The following is a 23,276-nucleotide window of genomic DNA, read 5'->3' as shown; positions in this document are numbered from 1 at the left end:
CGAGTCTTAAATTTACTGCTAGCTTCAAACGACATGTCCTACACGTAATAGTGAATAAGGACAGCCCCCTAGCCTTCGCAAACGCGCTATCGGGAACATCACCAGGGAATTGGGGAGTGGTCATGCTTAAGTCATCGTATATTCCGGCCGTTGTGCTGGTGGCTTCAGTGTTGCCTGCAATCTCGGCCCAGGCCGACAACGCCGACACCGCCAACAAGAGTAACAACCCGTTGAACCTCGCACCGGGTGCAAACCTGCAGGACTATTACACCCCGAAGTTATTCGACACTAACGCCCATACCAACGACATGCTGTTGCGCGGCACGCTGCCTGTTGCGCCCTCGGACTTCATTGGGGTGCCACAGCTGCTGCGCGCCACGTTGCCCATCAGCACACGTCCCGACCCCCACAGTGGCTACACCACCGGGATCGGCGACTTGAACCTGTTCGATATTTTCCTGCTCAAGACCGACGGCGTGCAGTTGGGCATCGGCCCGCAAATCACCGCGCCTACCGCCGAGCATGATGAACTGGGCACCGGCAAGTGGCAGGCCGGCCTGGCGGCGGTGGCCATCGATGCCTCGCCCCGTGGCCTGCTCGGTGCTTTGGTGCAATACCAAAGCTCCTTCGCCGGCGACAGCGACCGCGCCCATGTGGAAAGTGCCACTTTCCAACCGTTCATCATTCATAACCTGCCCAAGGGTTGGTACCTGCGCTCCACCGGCACCTGGACGTTTGACCTGAAAAACGACACCCATTACATCCCTATCGGTTTCGGTGCCGGCAAGGCCTGGAAATCCGGCAGCAATATCCTCAACGCCTACATCGAACCGCAGTGGACGGTCGCCCGCAAAGGCGATGGCCTGCCGCAGTTCACGTTGTTTGCCGGGATCAACGTCACCTTCGGGAAATAAGGATATTTTATGCACGCACTGCTTCGTAGCGCCGGTTTCAGCCTGCTGGCCCTCGCCGCCTGCGCACAGGCGCAAACCCTGGATACGCGCATCGGTCCGATCACCATGGAAGGCGAGCTGCCGGCCCACAGCGAAATCGCCAAGCTGTATGGCGAGCTGGATTTCCAGCAGGCCACCCAGAGTTTCCTGTGGGCCTTGCCACTGGTGTCTTACGCTCAATGGCAGGACGAATTCAGCACCAAGCTCGGCGCCCGCAGTGGCGACCTGATGGTGCTGACCACCTACGAAGACAAGCTCGGCGTGATCACCGCCAACGCCACCACGCCGTACATTCTCGGTTTCGTCGACCTCAACGAAACCGGGCCGCTGGTGATCGAACTGCCGCCCGGCCCCACCGCAGGCGGGATTGGTGACTTCTGGCAACGGGCAATCATCGACATGGGCCAGACCGGCCCCGATCAAGGCAAGGGCGGCAAGAACCTGGTGCTGCCACCCGGCCAGGAGCCACCCGCCGATGCCGGCCAGTACTACGTGGCCAAATCGGAAACCATGAACGTGCTGGTGGGTTTTCGCGTACTCGACCCCGACCCGGCCAAGGGCAAGGCGCTGGTCGAGCAATTCAAAATGTACCCCTACGCCCAACGTGCCAACCCCACGAAAACCCGCTTGCTGTCACCCGGCGGCAAGCCCTGGTCCGGCACCCAGCCACGGGGCATGGCTTACTGGCAGCGCCTGCACGGGATTATCCAGAAAGAACCGGTCAACGAACGTGACCGCTTCTACATGGCCATGCTGTCCAGCCTGGGCATCGAAAAGGACAAGCCGTTCAACCCCAACGAACGTCAGCGCCAGGCCCTTGAACAAGGCGCGCAAATGGGTGAATTGATCGCCAAGGCCAATGCCTTCGCCAAACGTTTCCCCCAGGCCCAGTACTGGAAAGACCGGCAATGGGACACCGTGCTCAACATCGCCGAGCCGTCCCAGCGCGTTACCTACTATGACCAGCTCTGGGAACGCAGCGCCTGGTTCTATGAAGCGGTCACCAACACCAAAGGCATGGTTTCCAAGACCCCCGGCCTGGGCCAGACCTACCTCGGTGCCTACACCGACAACAAGGGCCAATGGCTCGACGGCGGCAAGTCCTACACCTTGCATGTTGGCGCCAACCCGCCGGCCAAACAGTTCTGGTCGATGACCGTGTATGACATCGACAGCCGCTGCCTGATCGACAACCCACAGCGCAAGGCCGACCTGTCGTCACGCCAGGATTTGAAGAAAAATGCCGACGGTTCGATAGATCTTTACTTCGGACCGCACGCGCCAAAAGACTTCGAGAGCAACTGGGTGCAAACTCTGCCCGGCAAACACTGGTTCAGCTATTTCCGACTGTACGCGCCCACCGAGGCTTACTTCGACAAGAGCTGGAAACTCGACGACATCCGACTGATTCAGTAAGGACGCAACAACATGATTCGAACTCCGACGCGCCTGCTGTTGGCGAGCCTCTCGATTTTCATGAGTACCGGCGCCTGGGCCGATTTCACCGCCACGCCGAGTGAAGCCCGGGCCATCGCCAAGGAAGCCTACCTCTATGGCTTCCCGGTGGTGGAAATGTACAAGACCCTCTACACCCAAGCCGTCGACAAGACCGGGCCGAACTTCAAGGCGCCGTTCAACCATATCGGCAACACCGCGCAAGTGTTCACGCCCAAGGACACTGCGTTCGTTACACCGAATTCGGACACGCCCTACTCCTTCGTCTGGCTGGACCTGCGCGCCGAGCCGGTGGTGCTGACCCTGCCGAAGATCGAAGACAACCGCTATTACTCGGTGCAGTTGATCGACCTCTATACCCAGAACTTCGGCTACCTGGGCACCCGCAGCACCGGCAACAACGGCGGCCATTACATGATCGCCGGCCCTGACTGGAAAGGTCAGCAGCCGACCAATATCGACCGCGTGGTGTACAGCGAAAGCAACATCGCGTATGCGCTGTACCGTACGCAACTGTTCGATGAGAAGGACCTCGCCAAGGTCAAGCAGATCCAGAGCGGCTACAAGGTCCAGACCCTCAGCAATTACGTGAACCAGCCGAAACCGATCAAGCCGCCGAAAATCGCCTGGCCCAAGCCCACCCCCACCATGAGCGACAGCGTGCACCTGTTCCGCTACCTGAACTTCATGCTGGGCTATGCAGCGCCTCAGGACAGTGAGAAAGAGCTGCTCGCACGTTTTGCCAAGATCGGCGTCGAGGCCGGCAAACCGTTTGACCTCAAGGCCCTGACGGTTGAACAACGCAAGGCCCTGGAAGACGGGATCGCCGACGGCAAGGCTGAGTTTGCAGCGTTCAAGAAAGACAAGGTCGACACGCACCAGGTAACCAGCGGTGACCTGTTCGGCAGCCGCGATCACCTGCAGAACAATTACCTGTACCGCTACGCTGGCGCCAACATGGGCATCTTCGGCAACTCCACCGATGAAGCGGCCTATATGAGCTACTTCATCGACAGCGACGGCAAGCCCGCCAACGGCGCACGGCACAGCTACACCCTGCATTTCGCCAAAGACCAATTGCCACCGGCTGATGCGTTCTGGTCGCTGACCATGTACGACGCCAAGACCAAACTGCTGGTGCCGAACCTGAAGAAGCGCTACCTGCTCAACTCGCGGATGTTGCCCAACTTCAAACTCGACGCCGATGGCGGCCTGACGCTGTTGGTGGCGCACCACGAGCCACCGAAAGCCGAACAAAGCAACTGGCTGCCCGCACCGCCCGGCCCGTTCTACGCCGTATTGCGCATTTACCTGCCCAAGCCTGAAGTGGGTAACGGCCAATGGAAGCTGCCACCGCTCACACCGATCAAATAGCGCCTGATCAAGTAGCACCGCTGCACCCTGACATCAGGCATTTACAAGGAGTAGAGCCATGGTTTCACGTAGTCAACTGAGTGCGTTTACCGCTGCCACACTGGCACTGATGCCAGGGATAGGGTTTGCCGACAATGCCAGGGATTGGCAAAACACCCCGACGGATATGAATATGGTGTTCGGCTACTACAACCGGGTCGACACCAACACCCCGATCGACACGACATTGCCCATCAACGGCCTGTCGTTGGATGCCGATCTCTACCTGTTCCGCTACGCCCGTTCATTCGGCATCGACGGGCGCAACAGCGCCATCCAGTTTATCCAGCCTTACGCCGACGTTTCGGCGTCATTCGACAACGCCCAGTTTTTCAGCGGTACCAAGCGCAACGGTGGTATGGGCGACACGCAGATTGTGTTCGCCCATAACATCTTCGGTGGCCCGGCACTGACCGCCGAGGAGTTCGCCAGCTGGAAACCCGAGACGTTCCTCACCGGCGCCCTGTGGGTGACCATGCCCACCGGTGACTACGATAAAGACCGCATCATCAACATCGGCTCCAACCGCTGGGTGTTCAAGCCCGAACTGGGCTTCGGCACTCCGATTGGCCCGACCTGGCTGGAAATCAACACCTACGTGTCGCTGTTCGGCGACAACAAGGATTACCACGGCGACAGCAAGCTGGAACAAAAGCCGCTGTATGCCATTGAGGGTCACTACAGCTACACCATCAACCGCGCACTCTGGGTCTCGCTGGACGCCACCTACAACCGCGGCGGCGAAAGCAGGATCGATGGCGACTGGCAAGACAACAAACAGGAAAACGGCCTCCTGGGCGCCAGCCTGGGCTTTATGTTGTCACCCCAGTTTGGCGGCCTGATCGCCTATAACGACACGGTCTCCGAGCGCACCGGTTCACCCGATGTGAACACCTGGACGTTCCGCCTGCAGTACGTCTGGTGAGAGCCGCCTTCACGGAATGAACGGAGTGCGCCATGTCTCGTATTCTTCTCGCACGTGCAGTGCTGACCGGCGTGCTGCTCACCCCCCACACCGTTTTGGCCGACGAACTGGAACCCAAGGCCCTCACCGCCCTGGAACAGATGGGCGGCTACCTGCGCAGCCTGCAGCAGTTTCGCATCGATGCCCACAGCCATACCGACCAAGTGTTGGATAACGGCCAGACCATCGAATTCAGCCATCAGACGCGCCTTGCGGCCATGCAGCCAGACAAGCTGCAAGTCTCGGTGGAAAGCGACGGTTCGCGCCGCAGCCTGTTCTACAACGGTCAACGTTTTACCCTGTACGACAGCCGCAGCGGCTACTTCGCCAACCAGGCGGCACCAGCGAATATCGGTGGGTTGCTCGATCAGTTGAGCGAACGTTACGGCATCGAACTGCCCCTGGCCGACCTGTTCCGCTGGAACCCCGGCACCGCCAAGGAGGTGGGCATCAGCAACGCCGTGCTGATCGGCAGTGAAACCATCGACGGCCAGACCTGCACCCACTACGCCTACCGCCAGCCGGATATCGACTGGCAATTGTGGGTTCGCCAAGGCTCGCAGCCACTGCCCTGCCGGCTGGTGATCAGCCGCCGGGACACCGCCGAACACCCAAGGCACAGCGTCAATTACCTGTGGCAACTCAACAGCCCGCCCAAACCTGCCGACTTTGAGTTCACGCCTCCGGCCGGTGCCCGCGCAGTGCCCCTGCAACAGTTGGAGCCTCAGGGAGAACAGCCATGAAACGCACGGCGGCGGTGTTGACCGCGAGTTTGCTGCTGACGCTGTTCGATCCGCTGGCTGCCCAGGCCTGGCAGTTGCGGGGCGGTGGTGGCGCACGGACGTTTGTGGTGCCCCATGGCGGCGGTGGCGGTTACCGCCCTCCCATGCCCGCGCCGCACCCGATGCCGGCACCCCGGCCGATGCCTCCACACCCGGAGCCGCACCCGCAGCCTGGGCCACACCCCGGGCCTGGTCCGCATCCGTATCCTGGGCCGGGACCACAACCGGGACCGCATCCATACCCGATGCCGCCTCCTCCACCACCGCCACCCCCTCCGCCGCCCCACGGGGATGACTGGTACCACCCGTGGGCCACCGCCGCCGTGATCGGCGCGACCACGGCGACCGTCCTCGCCATCGGTACCCGCGTCACCACGGTGCCGGTGGACTGTGTCTCGGTGGTCGCCAATGGCGTGGCCTATCAGCATTGCGGCCCTACCTGGTACCAGCCGCAATACGTCGGCAGTTCCGTGCAGTACATCGTGGTCGCCGCGCCCTGGTGACCCGCTGTTTCAAGGAGGATTGTGATGACAGCGCTCAACGATTTAACCGCCCTGCAAGCCAGCATCGCCGAAAGCGTGCTGGGCCAGGATCAGGTCATCCGCCAGATCCTCATCGGCCTTTTGGCCAACGGTCACTTGCTGCTGGAAAGCCTGCCCGGGTTGGCCAAGACCCGCACGGTCAAAGCCCTGGCCCGACACCTGGACGCGAAGATGAGCCGTATTCAGTTCACCCCCGACCTGCTGCCCTCGGACATCACCGGCGCCGAGGTGCTGCACCAGGTGGACGGCCAGCATCAGATCCGCTTCCAGCCAGGCCCCTTGTTCGGCAACCTGATCCTCGCCGATGAAATCAACCGCGCCCCGGCCAAGGTCCAGGCGGCTTTGCTGGAAGCCATGGAAGAGCGCCAGATCACCGTGGCCGGCGCCAGTCATCCGCTGCCCGAGTTGTTTATCGTGGTCGCCACCCAGAACCCCATCGAACAGGAAGGCACTTACCCACTGCCGGAAGCACAGATGGACCGGTTCCTGATGAAAGTCCTGCTGGATTACCCCAGCGCCGAAAATGAAAGCCAGGTGCTGCGCCTGCTGCGCGAAGAAGAACAGCACGCCGCCGCCGCAACCACCCAAGGCTTCACCCTCGCCCCCGAAGTGATCTTCGCCGCCCGTAAAGAAGTCAGCGCGATCCAGGTGTCACCCGCCATCGACCGCTACCTGATCGACCTGATCAACGCCACCCGCCATCCCGCCGACTACGATGCCGACCTGGCGCGCTGGATCAGCCTTGGCGCCAGCCCCCGTGGCGGCATCGGCCTGGACCGCGCGGCCCGCGCCGATGCCTGGCTGCAAGGCCAGGCCTTTGTGACGCCGGACAACGTGCGCACGGTGGTGCATCCGGTGCTGCGTCACCGCCTGCAATTGAGCTACGACGCGGTGGCCGATGGCGTCAGCGCCGACCAAGTGCTGGACCGCCTGCTGGACAACGTGGCGATTCCGGCATGAACGCCGACGGCCTGGTCTACGTGTCACTGGGGCAGTTGATGGCCCTGGAGTTTCAGGCCCGCGGCCTGAGCTTTGTCGCGCGCCAGCCACAGGGCAGCATCCTCGCCGGCAACCATGCCTCGCGGTTGCGCGGGCGCGGCCTGAACTTCGATGAGCTGCGGCGCTACCAGCCCGGCGATGACCTACGCCACTTGGACTGGCGCGCCTCCCTGCGCACAGGCAAACCGGTGATCCGCACCTTTACCGAAGAGCGCGACCGCCCCGCGCTGATCGTGGTCGACCAACGCATGTCGATGTTCTTCGGCTCGGTGCGCAGCTTCAAATCCGCGTCTGCCGCCGAGTTGGGCGCGCTGGCCGCATGGATGGTGTTCAATGCCGGCGATCGGATCGGCGGGCTGGTGTTCAACGATGAGCGCATCGACAGCGTGGCGCCGTTGCGCAGTCGCAAGCGTGTCGAAACCCTGTGCAACCGGATTGTCGAACAGAACGCCGCGCTTAACGCGAGCAACCCGGACCACGAAGCCGACGGCCAACTCGACAAGGTACTGCAACAGTGCCTGGCGCTGGCCGGGCACGACCATTTGATCTGCATCGTCAGTGACTTCGCCGGGGCCGGCGACCGCACCCTGCAATTGATGCGGCAGCTGTCGGCCCACAACGATGTGATCGCCCTGCAAGTCTACGACCCGCTGGCACTGAACGTGCCCGACACCGGGCACCTGATGGTCACCCAGGGCCAATTGCAGGTCGAACTGGCCGTACAGAAACGCCAGGTGCGCCACCCCCTGGGCGACTTTCTTGGCGGACGGCTCAAGGACGTCGCCAGTCTGCTACGCCGCAGCCAGGTACCGCTGTTGATGATCAGCACGGCGCTGCCCGCGCTCGATCAATTGCGCGATGAACTGGGCCGGCGCCGTTGAACACCAACACACCCAGCATTGAACAGCTCAAGGAGTTGGGCTTGCCTGCGCCGGTCAGTTACTGGCCGCAGACCTGGGGCTGGTGGGTGCTGCTGGGATTGCTCGCGGTTGCCCTGGTTGTTCTGGGCATCCGCACCTGGCTGCGCTGGCGGCGCAATGCCTATCGTCGCGAAGCATTGGCGCGCCTCAATGTGATCGAAGACCTGCGGGAGTTGCCGGAACTGCTCAAGCGCGTGGCCCTGTCGATGCCCCTTGCGCCGGAAGAACACCAACGCGTGCCGACCCTGAGCGGCGCTGACTGGCAGGCGTTCCTGCTGCGCCATGGCGGCACGCCTGTGCCGGAGGATTTCAGCCGTCAACTGGCGAGCCTGGCGTATGGATCAACCGATATTTCCAGCGCGCAACGCGAACAGCTGTTGGCCCAGTGCAAAGCCTGGGTGGAGCATCACCATGTGGCAGCTTGATTATCCCTGGCTGCTGCTTCTCCTGCCGTTGCCGTGGCTCGCCTACCGTTACCTGCCGCAATACCGCGAAGCCCGCAGCGCCGTGCGGGTGCCGTTTTTCGCCAGCCTCAGCCGGGCGGTGGGCCAGACGCCGTCCGCCAGCGGCATTCGCAGCAACCGCCTGCAACTGCTGCTCAACCTGCTGGTGTGGGCGCTGCTGGTGCTGGCCATTGCCCGCCCGGTGTGGATCGAAAAACCCATCGAACGCCAACAGCCGGTGCGGGACCTGATGCTGGCCATCGACATCTCGCAGTCCATGGAAACCCAGGATTTTACCGACGCCAACGGCCAGAAGATCAACCGCCTGGCGGCCGTCAAACAGGTGGTGCATGGCTTTATCCAGCGCCGCAAGGACGATCGTATCGGCCTGATCCTGTTTGGCAGCGGCGCCTATCCCCAGGCGCCATTGACCCTGGACCATGCCAGCCTGTCGCTGCTGCTGGATGACAGCGGTATCGGCATGGCCGGGCCCAACACCGCGATTGGCGATGCCATTGGCCTGAGCCTGAAGCTGCTGGACCAGGCCCATGAACGAGAGAAAGTGCTGATCCTGCTCACCGACGGCAACGACACCAGCAGCGCGATTCCGCCCAACCATGCGGCGTCCATGGCAGCGGCCAAGGACGTGGTGATTCATACCATCGGCATTGGCGACCCGGGCGCTTCAGGTGAGTCGAAGGTCAACCTGAGCGCGCTGCAACAGATTGCCGAAGCCACCGGCGGGCGGTATTTCCGGGCGGAGAACCGCGACACCCTGGACCAGGTCTACGCCACCCTCGACCAGATCACCCCGCATCAGGTGAAAACCCTGAGCCACCAGCCCAAGCGTGATCTGTTCTGGATGCCACTGACGGCCGCCATCGGCCTGCTCGCGCTGTATCACCTGATCGCCGCGTTGTGGCCGCACCTGGGGCTGCGCCATCGGGAGGTCCGCGATGGAATTCAACCTCAGTGACTTCCATTTCCTGCGCCCGACCTGGCTGCTGCCGGGTTTGCTTGGCCTGTTGCTGCCGCTGCTGTGGCGCCGCAGCAAGGACCTGCAACGACGGCTGCGGGGCACTATTGCCCCGCAGCTGTTGCCGCATTTGCTGCTGACCCCGACGGATCCTCATCGCCTGCGGCCGGTGCATCTGGTCAGCGCCTTGCTGGTGCTCGGCGCACTGGCGAGCGCCGGACCCACCTGGGAACAGGACCGCCCCGACTTCCTGGAGAACCGCGCACCGCTGATCATCGCCCTCGACCTGTCACCGTCGATGGACACCGCTGACGTGCCGCCAACCCGCCTGCAAGCCGCCAAGCACAAGTTGCAGGACCTGGTGCAGCGTCGACAAGGCGCGCGCACTGCGTTGATGGTGTATGCCGGCAGCGCGCATCTGGTATTGCCGCCGACGGACGACCCGGCATTGCTCGACAGTTTTATCCAGGCCCTGGCCACCGACCTGATCAGCAAGCCCGGACGGGATGTTGTTGGGGTGATGGAGCAGTCCAAGCGTTTGCTCGCGGCAGAAAACGCCCCCGGTAGCCTGCTGCTGATCACTGACGGCGTCGATCTCGCGCAGTTGCCGCAACTCAAGCAACACTTGGCGGACAGCTCGCTACAGGTGCTGGTACTGGCGGTCGGCGTGAACTTCGATGCCGACGCCTTGAAACAACTCGCTTCGGCCACCGACGCGCCGTTGGGCAGCCTGACCCTCAACGATGACGACCTGGACTGGGTCGAACTCCATGCCCAACAGCACTTCCAGAACGCCGACGAACAACAGCGCAACCTGCAATGGAAAGATGCCGGTTACTGGCTGTGCTGGCCGCTGTTGCTGTTGGCGTTTTTCAGTGTGCGCCGGGGCTGGAGCCTGAACTGGATGGCAGTGCTGGTGCTGGGGGTATTCCTGCAACCCGCGCCCGCCGAAGCCAACCCGCTGACCGACGCGTTCTTCACCCGCGACCAACAAGGCCGCTGGGCCTTCGAACACCATCACTACCCCGCCGCTGCCGCGCTGTTTGCCGACCCCTATTGGAAAGGTATTGCCGCCTACAATGCCGCCGACTACGACCTGGCCCTGGCGACCTTTGCCCAACTCGACACCGCACAGGCCGCGTTCTACCGCGGCAATATCCACGTGCGTCGTTTCAAGTTCGACGATGCCATTGCCGCCTACCAGCGGGCGTTGCAACAACAGCCGCAGTTTCCCGAAGCCAGCGCCAACCTGGCCCTGGCTCTGGCGCTGAAGAAAGACACTGAGAACGCCTCGGACAACGCCCCCGAGGTGAAGCCCGATGCGATCAAGTTCGACAAGGCGGCCGGCCAGGGCAAGAGCAAGGCAATCCAGACAGAACAGGCAAGCAACGACGCCTTGTGGTTGCAGAACCTCACGACGTCCCCCGCGAACTTCTTGCGCCGCAAGTTCAGCCTTCAAGACCAGGGAGCCCAGCCATGAATCGGCTCTGCTGGCTGTTGCTGCTGGTCGCCGGCCCATTGTGGGCGGACGAACCGCAACTGCGGGTGCAGGCGCAACTGGTGCCCGGTAATAACGTGGTGGTGGGCGAGCAGGTGCAATTGCAGGTCGATGTGTTGACCGACACCTGGTTCACCGCCGCCGCCAGCCTGCCGCCACTGCAACTGCCCGGCGCGCGGGTGCAGGCGCCGGGCAGTGAGTCCGAGCATGTGAACCAGGTGATCGAGGGCAAGACCTTCTATGGCATGCGCTACCGCTATCGCATCACCCCTTCCTTGGCCCAGACGTTCAACATTCCGGCCCTGACCGTGCAGGCCCAGCCCGGCCAGGCGAGCGCGCCGTTGAGTGCGCAAACTGCACCGCTGTCCTTCCGGGCCGCCCAGCCGACGGGTTTCGAACCTGGGGAAACCGTGTTGGTGGCTGACGGGCTACGCCTGACCCAAACGGTCACCACCACACCGCTCAAGGTCGGCGACACCCTCACCCGCACGCTCACCCTGCAAGCCGACAACACCCCCGGCCTGTCCCTGCCGCCACCCGACCAGGCGCAGGTAAAAGGCCTGCGCCGCTACCCACAGTCACCGGTCATCAGCAACCTGGATGATGGGCGCGGCAACATCAGCGGCGGCCAACGCATCGACCGGCAGGTGTACCGCGTCGAGCAAGCCGGCCGCTACACGTTGCCCGCCATCAGCGTGAAATGGTGGGACAGCCGCAACCATCGGCTGCAGGTGACGCGCGTGCCGGAAGTCAGCGTCGAGGCGCAGGCAGCGAGCGCCTACAGCCCGGCATTTTCCATCGCCGAGGACCTCAAGCAGCTCGGCCAGCACAGCCGCTGGCAGCTATCACGGCATGGCATGGCCTGGGGCGCTGCCTTGGTGCTGCTGATACTGGCCGCGTACCTCGTGCATGGCCTATGGCCACGAGTTCCACCCTTCTGGCGACGCGGCTGCGGGGCGTTGCGCGGGTGGTTTCGTCGGCTACGCTTGCTACCACTGAACCCCCGTCGCGAAAAGGATTTCCCATGACGTCCCTCCGTTCTGTCTTGCCCCTTCTGCTGCTGATAAGCCTGCCTGTACTGGCGGCCGATCCACTGCCCTCGTGGAACGAGGGACCGAGCAAGAAACACATCATCGAGTTCGTCCAGGCCGTGACCGCCGAAGGCGCCAGGGACTATGTAAAACCCGCCGAACGCATCGCCGTATTCGATAACGACGGCACCCTCTGGACCGAACAGCCGGCTTACTTCGAGGTACTGTTTGCCTTCGACGAAATCAAGCGCCTGGCCCCCCAGCATCCCGAGTGGAAAACCACCCAGCCGTTCAAGGCGGTGCTCGAAAACGATCACCAGGCCCTGGCCCAAAGCGGCATGGAAGGCCTGCTGAAAATCATCGGCGCCACCCATACCGGGATCACCACCGACGCCTTTATCGACAACGCCAAAACCTGGCTCACCCAGGCCCGTCATCCGAAAACCGACAAGCCGTACACCGAAATGATCTACCAGCCGATGCTGGAGATGCTCGACTACCTGCGCAGCCAGCAATTCAAGACCTACATCGTTTCCGGCGGGGACACCGCCTTCATGCGCGCCTTTGCCGAGGTGGTCTACGGCGTGCCACCGGAACAGGTGATCGGCTCCAACTTCGTCACCACGTTCCAGATCAAGGATGGCGCCCCGCAGGTCCTGCGCACCGCCAAGCTCGCCCACAACGATGACGGCCCGGGCAAGCCGGAGAGCATCGACTCGATCATTGGCCGCCGGCCGATCCTGGCCTTCGGCAACTCCGACGGCGACCTGCAAATGCTCCAGTGGACAGCCGCCGGCCAGGGCAAACGCTTCATGGGCCTGGTGCACCACACCGACGCCCAGCGCGAGTGGGCCTATGACCGCAATTCTCAGATCGGACGCCTGGACAAGGCGCTGGATGAAGCCAGGACAAAAGGCTGGACCGTGGTGGACATGGCAACCGAATGGAAGCGCATCTACCCGTTCGAGCCGGCTGTGCAACAACAGGTGCAATAAGAAAAGACGTCGCGATGGACTGTAATAAACGTTGGTCGCAAGCAATGCGACTCAAGCCGAGAAAGGAGCAAGTCATATGACTCGCCTACGCAAGTGGCTGCCGAAACTCGCCCTGGTGGCGGTATCGGTGATGGGGGTCTCGGCATCAGCCTGGGCCGCCGACAAGCCGAATATCCTGGTGATATTCGGCGATGACATTGGGCAAACCAACATCAGCGCTTATTCCATGGGCGTGGTGGGTTACAAAACCCCGAATATCGACCGCATCGCCAAGGAAGGCATGCTGTTCACCGACTACTACGCGGAGAACAGCTGCACCGCCGGGCGCTCATCCTTTATCACGGGCCAGACGCCGTTGCGCACTGGCCTGTCCAAGGTGGGCATCCCGGGTGCACCGGTGGGCCTGCAAAAGCGCGATATCACCATCGCCCAGGCGCTTAAAGGGCTGGGCTATTCCACCGGGCAATTCGGCAAGAACCACCTGGGGGACAAAGATGAATACCTGCCCACCAACCACGGGTTCGATGAGTTCTTCGGCAACCTGTACCACCTCAATGCCGAAGAAGAGCCGGAGCGCCCGTACTGGCCCAAGGATGATGCCGAGTTCGTCAAGGCCAACACCCCGCGCGGTGTGATCCACAGCTTCGCCGATGGCAAGATCGAAGACACCGGCGCCCTGACCGCCAAGCGCATGGAAACCATCGACGACGAAACCACCGCCGCCGCCCAGGCGTTCATCAAGAAACAGGCCGAAGCCAACAAGCCGTTCTTCGTGTGGATGAACACCACGCGCATGCACGTATTCACCCACGTGCGTGACTCGATGAAGGGCCAGAGCGGCATGCCCGGCAACGAGTACGCCGACGGCATGCTGGAGCACGACGCCGATGTGGGCAAACTCCTGCAAACCCTCGACGACCTGAAAATCGCCGACAACACCATTGTGGTCTACACCACCGACAACGGGCCGAACCAGTTCTCGTGGCCGGATGCGGCAACCACGCCGTTTCGCAACGAGAAAAACTCCAACTGGGAAGGCGCGTACCGGGTGCCGGCGATCATCCGCTGGCCGGGCAAGATCAAGCCTGGGGAAGTTTCCACCGAAATGGTCTCGGGCATGGACTGGTTCCCTACCTTGCTGGCCGCCGCGGGTGATGCGGACGTGAAAGACAAGCTGCTCAAGGGCTGGGCCCCGACGACCGGCGGCAGCAGCTTCAAGGTGCACCTGGACGGTTACAACCAACTGCCCTACCTGACCGGCCAGCAACCCAAGGGCGCGCGTAACGAGTTCTTCTACTTCAACGACGACGGCGTGCTGGTAGCCGTGCGTTTCGACAACTGGAAAGTGGTGTTCGCCGAACAGCGCCAGCCGGGCGGTTTCCGGGTGTGGAGCGAGCCGTTCGTACAACTGCGGGTGCCGAAAATCTTCAACCTGAGGATGGACCCGTATGAACGGGCGGACGTGGTGTCTGACCAGTACTACGACTGGAGCACCAAAAACGTCTACCTGGGTGCAGTGGCGGTGACCAAATCGGCGAAGTTCCTCGAGACGTTCATCGAGTACCCGCCGAGCCAGAAACCGGCCAGCTTCAGCATTGACCAGATCCGCGAAGCCGTGGACAAGAAGATTGCGGAAAAAATGAAGGCTAACCCGGCGCAATAACAAGTGCAGAGCTTGCCCTCGAACTTGAGGGCTTTTCTGTGGCGAGGGGGCTTGTCCCCCGTTGGGCTGCGCAGCAGCCCCAATAAGGTAATCGCGGAGCTTCAGTCAGTTCCTCGTCGCATGCTTGGGGGCCGCTTCGCGGCCCAACGGGGGACAAGCCCCCTCGCCACAGCAAGCTCCCTCGCCACACTTTGATCGGTATTTCCATAAGGCTATCTGCAATGTCGTCACGCACCGCCAGCAAACCTGCCGCACTGGCTCACACCTCAACCACGCTGATCCCTGCCCTGCTGCTGTTCATCTCCGGCATGGCTGCCCTCGTGTATCAGGTGCTGTGGATCAAGCAACTGTCGCTGGTCGTGGGGGTGGAGGTGTACGCCATCACCACCGGCATCAGCGCGTTTTTTGCCGGGCTGGCGTTGGGTGGCTTGCTGTTCGGACGCTGGGCGGATCGCCTGTCACGACCGCTGCTGCTGTATGCAATCCTCGAAATTCTTGTCGCCGTGCTCGGCGTGGGTGCCACTGTCGCCCTGAGCATGGCCGCCAGCCCGTTTGCCTGGCTGGAACAACAGGTCGGCCTGCTGGCCTGGTTACTGCCGTTTGTGCTGGTGGGCATCCCGGCGCTGTTGATGGGCGGCACCTTGCCGGTGCTGGTGCGCTCGCTGGACATCGACCCCAAGGCCCTCGGTCAGGCCGGTGGCCGCTTGTATGCGGCCAACACCGCCGGTGCAATTGCCGGGACCTTGCTGACCGCCTTTGTGCTGATCGCTACGTTCGGCGTGCGTGGCAGTGCCCTGGTGGCCGCGATGCTCAACCTGCTGGGTGCCGTCGGCGCGCTGTTGTATGTGCGGCATCACACCCCCACGGTAATCACCCATGCCCACGGCGCGAAACCGGCGCGCCTGGCCCTGGTGCTGTACGCCATTGCCGGCGGCGTAGCCTTGGGTTACGAGGTGGTGTGGTCGCAATCCATTGTGCAATTCATGAGCACCCGCACCTATGCGTTTGCCGTGGTGCTCGCCACTTACCTGGCCGGATTGTTTATCGGCAGCCAGTTGATGGCCCGGCGGGTCGAGCGGATCCGTGATCCATGGGGCGTGTTCGGCCTGTTGATTGCCGGCGCCGGGCTGGTGGCGTTGCTGGAAATCGCCCTGCTGGGCCGCTGGCTGGTACTGCTGCAAACCCAGGCCGAAGCTCTGGTGCTGAGCCTGGGCGGCGCTGAACTGCCGGGCATGAGCGCACGCTTTGCGGTGGCCGCCCTGTGCATCGTGTTTGTGCCAACCCTGTTGCTCGGCGCGGCGTTTCCTCTGGCCCTGCGCTTGAGCGTGGGCAGCGAACACGTGGGCCGGGATGTCGGAGCCGTAGTGGCGTTCAATACCCTGGGCGGGATTGTCGGGGTGATGTTGTGTGGTTTTGTGCTGATTCCCTGGCTCGGGCTGGTACGTACCCTGGGCTTGCTCGCGGTGATCGCCGGTGTCGTGGGGTATATGGCCGTGCGCCGTGGCCACGGGGTCAAGAAAGGCCGGCGTCAAGCGGTGGTCGCCCTCGGTTTGCTGTCACTGGCGGTGGCACTGCTGACCCCGGTGGATCGCCTGGCCAAGTTGCTGCCCGGGGCACGTCATGCGAGCCTGGCGTTTTACCAGGAAGGTCGCGGCGCCACCGTCGCCGTGGTGACTCAAGGCCAGGGCGCCCGCAGCTTTCAGCGCCTGTATATCCAGGGCGTGTCCAACACCGGCGACGCCATGCCGTCCCTGCGTTATATGCGGATCCAAGCGCTGTTGCCGCTGCTGATCCATAACGGCGAGCCCCGCTCGGCGCTGGTGATCGGCTTTGGCACCGGAATTACCGCCGGGGCGTTGCTGCGCTATCCCGGGCTGGAACACCGGGTGGTCGCCGAGTTGCTGCCATCGGTGATCCAGGCGGCGCCATTGTTCAAGGGCAACTTCAACGCGGCCAGTGATCCAGGGGTGGACGTGCGCCTGCGGGACGGTCGCCAGGAACTGCTGCGCAACCCGCAGGCCTACGACCTGATCACCCTCGAACCGCCACCGCCCTCCGCTGCCGGCGTGGTCAACCTGTATTCCCGTGACTTCTACCAACTGGCCGCCCGGCGCCTGGAGAAAAACGGCTTGCTGGCCCAATGGCTGCCGCTGCCAACGCAAAACATCGAGGACTCGCAGTCACTGGTACGCAGCTTCCTCGACGTGTTCCCTTACGCGACGTTGTGGACCAGCGAGTTCCACGAAATGCTGCTGGTGGGTTCCATGGAGCCCATCGAGCTGGATGCCACGCGGATTCGTCAGCGCTTTGAGCAACCAAACGTGAGCAGCGCCCTGGGGGATGTGGGCATCGATTCGGCGGCAACCCTGCTCGCCACCTGGGTCACCGATCGTCAGGGCCTGGAGCACTTTGCTGGCAATGCGCTGCCAGTCACCGATGACCAGCCGCGTATCGAATATGCACCGTGGGTGCGCAGCAAGGAGATCACCCGGGTGCTCCCGGCGCTCCTGGATTTGCGGGTGCCGGCACCGTTGCTGAATGCAGACCCGACGTTCACGCGGACCCTGGACAGCGAACAACAACGTCTGATGCAGTTCTATCGCGCCAGCCTGCATGCCTATGACGGCGACCGCACCGCCTGGGGCCGGGATATCCAGGCGGTGTTGCAACAAGACAGCGCCAACCCTTATTACCGCTGGTTTATTGGCCAGTAGTTGAGCGCTCGGTTGGCCCGGGGCGCAAACCCCGGACACGGCACCTCAGCGTTTGAGCTTCAGGTACGACTGATGCAGGTCTGAAGCCCAGCCGTCGATCACGTTTTTCACGTCATCGGCCTTCATCACCTGGGAGTCGTTCGACAACGGCTTGCCGGTGCCTTTGCGCACGACCTGGGCGATCACCTTGCCGCTGCCACCATCGAGGAATTGGGCTTCGGTGCCCAGGGTGGTTTCCTGGTCTCGAATGCCGGTACCGGTGCTGACCGCTGCGGCCACCAAGGCGACGGGAATGTACTCATACGGCTTGAGGCTTTCGGTCTTGCTGCTGACTGCCGTAATGGCGGCCCGTACCACGATCACGCCCGGGCCTGGCCCGTTAGCCAGTGGCAGGGACTTTTCCAGCTCGCGTTTGAGCGCCTGGTTGTAGTAGGTGTTGATGCCCTGCAAGGTGCTGTCAGGAATCTTGCTGGTGGCTTGTGGCTTGGGGTAGAACTGGGTGGGCTCGATGTACACCGCGGTATAGCGGCTCAGGTTCAGGTCGGGGTCGACCCAGCGCATCACTTCCGCCCCTGACGGCGACTTGGCCTCCTTCAGGTGGCTGTAGTCGGAGAGGAAACCGGAGTATTCGTCCGGCTGCGTCACCTTGCTGGAACATCCCACCACCCCGATCGAGGCAATGCACACCGTGCCGATCATTAGTCCTAGCTTCATCGTCGAACTCCTTGGCTGTCATCGAAGGAACACTGAGCTGTAGGTATAGCCAACTCTGGAAAAATAACCCGGCAGGCGGTGCAGGTTGTGGGGTATTTCACAGCGACTATTTGACAGGCAAGCGCCCAGCGTCAAAGCTGCACGGAGCTTAAGCGCGCCACTAGAGCGTCAACGCATCGGACATCGGAAGTCGTAATGCCCAAGCCTGAAAACAAACCCGTACCTCGCCGTGATTCATCCAGTCGTTACCTGTACCCCGTAGTGATCGCCCTGTTGCTGTTGGCCATGGCCGGGATCTGGTTTTTCCTCCAGGCCAGCACCCCCAAGCTGCCGGTGGCGACGCCTGCACCCGTGGTCACGCCGGTGGCCGTGGTGCCGCCGGCAAGAATGGTCGACGAGCAGCAGTGCCAAGGCTGTCACCAGGCCCAGGTCAAGGACTGGCAAGGCTCGCACCACCAGTTGGCGATGCAGCTCGCCACTCCCGAGACGGTTCCGGCCGACTTCAACAATGCTTCCTTCAGCAGCGAGGGTGAGACCACTCGTTTCTCGCGCCGGGGCGATGAATTCTGGGTCAACACACCCGGTGCCGACGGCAAGGCCACGGACTTCAAGGTCGCCTATACCTTCGGCATCGCACCGTTGCAGCAATACCTGATCGAGGTCGGTGACGGGCGCCTGCAAGCCCTGGGCGTGGCCTGGGATACGCAAAAAAACCGCTGGTTTCACCTCTACCCAGGCCAGGGTGTGAACTTCAAGAACCCGCTGCACTGGAGCAAGCCCAGCCAGAACGCCAACTTCATGTGCGTGGAGTGCCACACCACCGGCTACAAGCGTAATTTCGACGCGGCCAAAAACAGCTTCGACAGCCAATGGAACAGTCTGGGCGTCGGCTGCCAGGCATGTCATGGCCCGGCGTCGAACCATGTTGCGTGGGCGGCGAAAAAAGGCGATCTGCTGCACGCGGGCTTTGCCGTGGACTTGAAAGACAAGGACGCCACCGTCGAGATCGAAACCTGCGCCCGCTGCCACGCCCGCCGCGCTCCGCTGGGGGACGGCTATACCGTCGGCAAACGCCTGATGGACGATTACCTGCCCAGCGTCCTGACCCGCGAGCTGTATGCGCTGGACGGCAAGATCAAGGATGAAGTGTTCGAACACGGCTCGTTCGCCCAGAGCAAAATGGCCGACAAGGGCGTGCGCTGCAGCGACTGCCATAACCCTCACAGCGCCGAGCTGAAAGCGCCGGGCAACGGTGTGTGTCTTCAGTGCCATAACACTGCGGGCAAAACGGCGGTGGCCACGGTGGATGGTCGCGGGTTGCAGGCCAAGGACTACGACTCCCCCGAACATACCCGCCACGCGGCCGGTGAGCCGGGTTCGTTCTGCGTCGATTGCCACATGCCCGGCAAGTTCTACATGGGCAATGACTTGCGGCATGACCACAGCTTCAGCATCCCCCGGCCCGGCGATAAGGTCAGCGAGCAGTTCAAGCTCTGGAGTGCCAGCGAGCCCGAACATGCACCGCGTTACGCCGAAAGCATAGTGCTGATCCGTGGCGGCCAACCGGGCGCCGCGCAGGCACTGTATGACCAGTTGGCACGCAACAACCTGCCGGCGATCCAGCGCGCGACGTTGCTGGCTGAACTGCCGAACTACCCGAGTGAACAGGCGTTGAAACTGGCGACCCAGGACCTCGCCAACCCGGCGCCGCAAGTGCGTGAGAGCGCGGTGCGGGCGATCAGTGCGTTCCTGCCGCCGCCTGAACGGGTCGCGTTGTATGGACCGTTGCTCCGGGACCCGGTGCTGGCGGTACGGATCATTGCCGCCCGAGACCTGTTGAGCGCCTCCGGACAAGGCCTTGGGCCGGCCTGGGACAAAGCGATCGCGGAATACGAAACTGTGCAGTTGAGCCTGCTGGAGCGGGCCGAAGCCAATCTCAACCTGGCGATGCTGTACCAGGCCAGCGGTCGGAGCGACAAGGTTGAAGCGCAGCTGCGCACCGCGTTGCTACGGGATCCGGATTTCTTCCCGGCGCTGGTGACTCTGGCGCAATGGCTGGAGGCTAACGGTCGTGCCCAGGAGGCACGGACGCTGGTGGCGGACAACCTCAAGCAACACCCGGATGCGGCGCTGCTGCAACACACCCAGGGGTTGATGTTGATTCGGGCCGGGGATACGGCGAAAGCCATGCCGCACCTGCGTGAAGCGGCGCGGCTGGAGCCGGCGAATCCGCAATACAACTATGTGCTGGCGGTGGCGCTGCATGACAGCGGGTATGTGGATCAGGCCTGTGAGCAGCTTGAAAAGCTGCTAGCCGTGCAACCGTATAACCGCAATGCGCGACTGTCGTTGATCCAGTACTACCTGGAGAACGGGAAAGAGCCCAAGGCCCAGGTGGTGATGCAGTCGTGGAAGAAGCTTAACCCTGGAGACCCTGCACTGAAGTAACCCCACTCGGAGCGGCCCCTTTAACAGTCTTTGACAGTTTCCCGACAAAGCTCACAAAGACTCATGGACGGCCCGCCCCTAGCATTCGAGCATCCAAACCACCCCTCGGGTGCTCCTCATGTTTCGCACATTGCGCAGTATTCCGCTGCTGGGTTTCCTGCTGGGCAGTCTCGGCTGCCACGGCCAACCGCCGGCCCCGCCGCCCATCCCCAAGGGCGACTACAGCGCAATCATCCGCTACCTGCAAAAACGCATTCCGGTTGAAATGGCCAGGCAAAACATACCCGGCCTGTCCATCGCCCTGGTCAATGGCCAGGAACTGATCTGGGCCCACGGCTTCGGCGTTGCCGACAAAACCCTGGGCAAACCGGTGACGCCCAACACCGCGTTCCGCGCCGGCGCCCTCTCCAAACTGCTCACCGCCACCGCGGCCCTGCAACTGGTGGAGCAACAGCGCCTGGCCCTCGACGCCCCGATCCAGGACACCCTGCGGGAGTTTTACGTACGCTCGCGCTTTCATTCCGACCAGGCCGCCGCCGACCGCGACATCACCCTGCGCCGCCTGCTCAGCCACCAGTCGGGCCTGCCCAGTGAACACCTGCGGGATGTGCGCAACACCTTCGCCATGGGCCAGATGCCGATGCGTATTTCGGGCGTTTGGCTGAGCACTCCGCCGGGCACCCAAGTGGCGTATTCCAACCTCGGCTACGCCCTGGTCGGGGCCGCCATTGAGCGCAGCAGCGGCCAAGACTTTGAAAACCGCCTGCAAGGCAGCCTGCTCAAGCCCTTGGAGATGAACCAGTCGAGCTTCGTCGGCACCGGCGCGCAACTGAGCTTCCGGGCCCTGGGTTATGAAAACGGTACCGTCAGCCCCGACGCCCAGGTGCGTGACCTCGCCGCCGCTGGCTTGTGGGCGAGCCCCAAAGACCTCAGCCACTATGTGCGAATGCTCTTTGCCCGAGGCCGCTACAAAGACAAACAGGTGGTGAGCAGCCAGTCGATTGACGAAATGTTCACCCAGCAAAATACCGGGAATGCCCTGGACTTCGATTGCCAGATGGGCCTGGGGTGGTTTCTCGCGCCCTGTGGTGATGAGCCGGTCGGCCCCGGGATACGCACCTTCCAGCACAGCGGTGGCGGGGATGATTTCGCCGCACAACTGACGATGCTGCCGGACCAGCAACTGGCCGTTATTGTGATGGCCAACGACAGCAGCGCCGAAGAGATGGTGGCGCCCCTGACCACCGACACCCTGCGCCTGATGCTTCAGGCCCAGACCGGCGACCCGGTGTGTTCCGACGACTGCCAACAGCCGGCCCACGGCCTGAAAATCCGCCAGGTGCCCGCCGCCATCGACCGCAAGCGCCTGGCGGGTTTCTACGCCACGGCCTGGGGCATTTTCCGTATCAAGGACGAAAACGGTCAGTTGTATGGCGAGTTGGCCGACACCCGTTTCGAACTGCTGCGTGACGGCCAGGGCTGGCTGCGGGCGCAGCAGAAACTCCTTGGCTTCTGGCTCAAGGACCTGGGTGAACTGGGCCGCGTGCAGTTGGATGTGGTGACGGTGCAAGGCCGCCAGATGCTCACCGCCCGCAGTCACGGCCAACGTGTGCCGGTGGGCGAACGCATCGAACAGACCCCACTGAGCACTGCGTGGGCCGACACCATCGGCACCTATCAAGTGCTCAACACCCACGAACCCGACGCGCCCTTGAGCGGCATCAGCGTGCGCCTGGAAAACGGCTTTCTGGTGATTCGCGGCCAACTGCACGACGAGCCGCTGACCGACTACATCCTGCTGCCCGTGGACAACGCTCACGCGGTACTGGCCGGCAACGGCTATGGCCTGGGGGACACCGTGAGCCGCCAGATCAATGGCCTGAGTGCCTCCGGCTACCAGTTCAAACGTACCGATTCTCCCCACAACCCCTTGAGTCTCTGACCTCACATGAAGACCATCATGCGCTCAAAACACCTTTGCCTGTCCCTGACTTCGCTGTGCCTGCTGGCCAGCGCCGACACCCTGCTGGCCGACGACTGGGAATACACCCTCAAGGCCGGCGTGGCCAACCTGCCCCGCTACAGCGGCAGCGACGAGCGGGTGACCACGCCGGTGCTGGGGGCGGCCATCGTCAGCCCGTGGGGCGTTTTCCTCGACACCGACAAGGGCCTGGGTTGGGGTTATGAAGGCGGCGGGGCGAGCTTCAGCGCCTACGTCGGCGCCAGTGGCAATCGCAAGGATGAAAGCAAGAGCGGCCGCCCGGGTTCGAAGAAACTCAAGGGCATGGGCGAAATCAAGACCCGCGCCCAGGTGGGCGTGAGTGGCAGCTATAACCTGGGCGGTGTGATTGTCGGCGCCACCCTGGAACATGCGCTCGAAGAAGATGACCACAAGGATTCCGGCAAGGCCTTCACCCATCTGGAGCTGAGCCTGGGCACCAACCTGTATGACGGCGACTACGGTTCGCTGGACGCCAGCCTCAGCAGCCATTTTGGCGACAGCAACTACCTGCAGACCTGGTACGGCGTCACCACCGGCCAGGCCGCACGCAGCCGCTTCAAGGCCTACAAAGCCAGCGGCGGCAATATCAGCAACGGGATGAACCTGGTGTGGAGTTTGCCGATCAGTGAGCACACCCAGTTTTCGACACTGCTGGATGTGCAATATCTGGCGGATAAGGCCGGGCAGAGCCCGATTGTGGAGCGGCGGTTGCAGACGTCGGTGATGGGGATGCTCGAGTACACGTTCTAACTTGGTAACCCAAT

General features: G+C 62.7%; 19 protein-coding genes. 18 read left to right on the top strand and 1 reads right to left on the bottom strand.

What is annotated here, in order from left to right; genetic code table 11:
* Positions 1-122: 122 nt before the first annotated feature.
* The 15 genes from ACUN0G_RS28740 (at position 123) to ACUN0G_RS28670 (ending at position 17,348) form a co-directional block, all read left to right on the top strand.
* Positions 123-914 carry a hypothetical protein gene (locus ACUN0G_RS28740; protein WP_421553524.1) on the top strand — a complete coding sequence of 264 codons (792 nt, stop codon included), beginning with the start codon at positions 123-125 and terminating at the stop codon, positions 912-914.
* Between the two features lie 9 nt (positions 915-923).
* On the top strand, positions 924-2,369 hold the full coding sequence (locus ACUN0G_RS28735) for a DUF1254 domain-containing protein (protein WP_445575005.1): 1,446 nt from the start codon (positions 924-926) through the stop codon (positions 2,367-2,369).
* Positions 2,370-2,381: 12 nt separating this feature from the next.
* Positions 2,382-3,782: a DUF1254 domain-containing protein gene (locus tag ACUN0G_RS28730; protein WP_445575004.1), complete on the top strand. Its 1,401-nt coding sequence runs from the start codon at positions 2,382-2,384 to the stop codon at positions 3,780-3,782.
* Positions 3,783-3,840: 58 nt separating this feature from the next.
* Positions 3,841-4,746 (top strand): transporter, encoded by a 906-nt coding sequence (locus ACUN0G_RS28725; protein WP_445575003.1) that lies wholly within the window; start codon positions 3,841-3,843, stop codon positions 4,744-4,746.
* Positions 4,747-4,778: 32 nt separating this feature from the next.
* On the top strand, positions 4,779-5,528 hold the full coding sequence (locus ACUN0G_RS28720) for a DUF2092 domain-containing protein (RefSeq protein ID WP_421553528.1): 750 nt from the start codon (positions 4,779-4,781) through the stop codon (positions 5,526-5,528).
* Entirely contained in the window at positions 5,525-6,070 is a 546-nt protein-coding gene (locus tag ACUN0G_RS28715) for a hypothetical protein (RefSeq protein WP_445575002.1), read from the top strand. The genes ACUN0G_RS28720 and ACUN0G_RS28715 overlap by 4 nt, the downstream gene beginning before the upstream one ends.
* A 24-nt stretch (positions 6,071-6,094) precedes the next feature.
* A complete protein-coding gene (locus ACUN0G_RS28710; RefSeq protein WP_445575001.1) occupies positions 6,095-7,069 on the top strand; it encodes an AAA family ATPase in 975 nt (324 codons plus the stop codon).
* Positions 7,066-7,989, top strand: coding sequence for a DUF58 domain-containing protein (locus tag ACUN0G_RS28705; RefSeq protein WP_445575000.1), 924 nt, complete (start codon positions 7,066-7,068; stop codon positions 7,987-7,989). The genes ACUN0G_RS28710 and ACUN0G_RS28705 overlap by 4 nt, the downstream gene beginning before the upstream one ends.
* Entirely contained in the window at positions 7,986-8,453 is a 468-nt protein-coding gene (locus ACUN0G_RS28700) for a DUF4381 domain-containing protein (RefSeq protein ID WP_445574999.1), read from the top strand. Before ACUN0G_RS28705 ends, ACUN0G_RS28700 begins: the two co-directional genes overlap by 4 nt.
* On the top strand, positions 8,440-9,447 hold the full coding sequence (locus ACUN0G_RS28695) for a vWA domain-containing protein (protein ID WP_445574998.1): 1,008 nt from the start codon (positions 8,440-8,442) through the stop codon (positions 9,445-9,447). The genes ACUN0G_RS28700 and ACUN0G_RS28695 overlap by 14 nt, the downstream gene beginning before the upstream one ends.
* A complete protein-coding gene (locus tag ACUN0G_RS28690; protein ID WP_445574997.1) occupies positions 9,428-10,927 on the top strand; it encodes a VWA domain-containing protein in 1,500 nt (499 codons plus the stop codon). Before ACUN0G_RS28695 ends, ACUN0G_RS28690 begins: the two co-directional genes overlap by 20 nt.
* Positions 10,924-11,973: a hypothetical protein gene (locus ACUN0G_RS28685; RefSeq protein WP_445574996.1), complete on the top strand. Its 1,050-nt coding sequence runs from the start codon at positions 10,924-10,926 to the stop codon at positions 11,971-11,973. The genes ACUN0G_RS28690 and ACUN0G_RS28685 overlap by 4 nt, the downstream gene beginning before the upstream one ends.
* Positions 11,970-12,971, top strand: a complete 1,002-nt coding sequence (locus ACUN0G_RS28680; protein ID WP_445574995.1) for an HAD family hydrolase — start codon at positions 11,970-11,972, stop codon at positions 12,969-12,971. The genes ACUN0G_RS28685 and ACUN0G_RS28680 overlap by 4 nt, the downstream gene beginning before the upstream one ends.
* A 76-nt stretch (positions 12,972-13,047) precedes the next feature.
* Entirely contained in the window at positions 13,048-14,634 is a 1,587-nt protein-coding gene (locus ACUN0G_RS28675; protein ID WP_445574994.1) for an arylsulfatase, read from the top strand.
* Positions 14,635-14,855: 221 nt separating this feature from the next.
* Complete coding sequence (locus tag ACUN0G_RS28670; RefSeq protein ID WP_445574993.1) at positions 14,856-17,348, top strand: fused MFS/spermidine synthase; 2,493 nt, start codon at positions 14,856-14,858, stop codon at positions 17,346-17,348.
* Between the two features lie 45 nt (positions 17,349-17,393).
* Here ACUN0G_RS28670 and ACUN0G_RS28665 read toward each other — a convergent pair whose 3' ends face one another.
* Positions 17,394-18,062, bottom strand: a complete 669-nt coding sequence (locus tag ACUN0G_RS28665) for a DUF3313 domain-containing protein (RefSeq protein WP_445574992.1) — start codon at positions 18,060-18,062, stop codon at positions 17,394-17,396.
* 195 nt (positions 18,063-18,257) lie between these two features.
* Between ACUN0G_RS28665 and ACUN0G_RS28660 the strand changes: the two genes are divergently transcribed.
* The 3 genes from ACUN0G_RS28660 to ACUN0G_RS28650 all read left to right on the top strand — a co-directional run bounded on the left by ACUN0G_RS28660 (position 18,258) and on the right by ACUN0G_RS28650 (position 23,262).
* Positions 18,258-20,510, top strand: coding sequence for a tetratricopeptide repeat protein (locus tag ACUN0G_RS28660; RefSeq protein WP_445574991.1), 2,253 nt, complete (start codon positions 18,258-18,260; stop codon positions 20,508-20,510).
* 118 nt (positions 20,511-20,628) lie between these two features.
* Positions 20,629-22,452, top strand: a complete 1,824-nt coding sequence (locus tag ACUN0G_RS28655; RefSeq protein ID WP_445574990.1) for a serine hydrolase domain-containing protein — start codon at positions 20,629-20,631, stop codon at positions 22,450-22,452.
* A 6-nt stretch (positions 22,453-22,458) separates the two neighbouring features.
* Positions 22,459-23,262, top strand: a complete 804-nt coding sequence (locus ACUN0G_RS28650; protein ID WP_445574989.1) for a MipA/OmpV family protein — start codon at positions 22,459-22,461, stop codon at positions 23,260-23,262.
* The last annotated feature ends 14 nt before the right edge of the window (positions 23,263-23,276 follow it).

Source organism: Pseudomonas sp. 32A, from assembly GCF_052682255.1.
The sequence above is the reverse complement of the archived record's forward strand: the minus strand, read 5'-3'. Positions and strand labels throughout refer to the sequence as shown.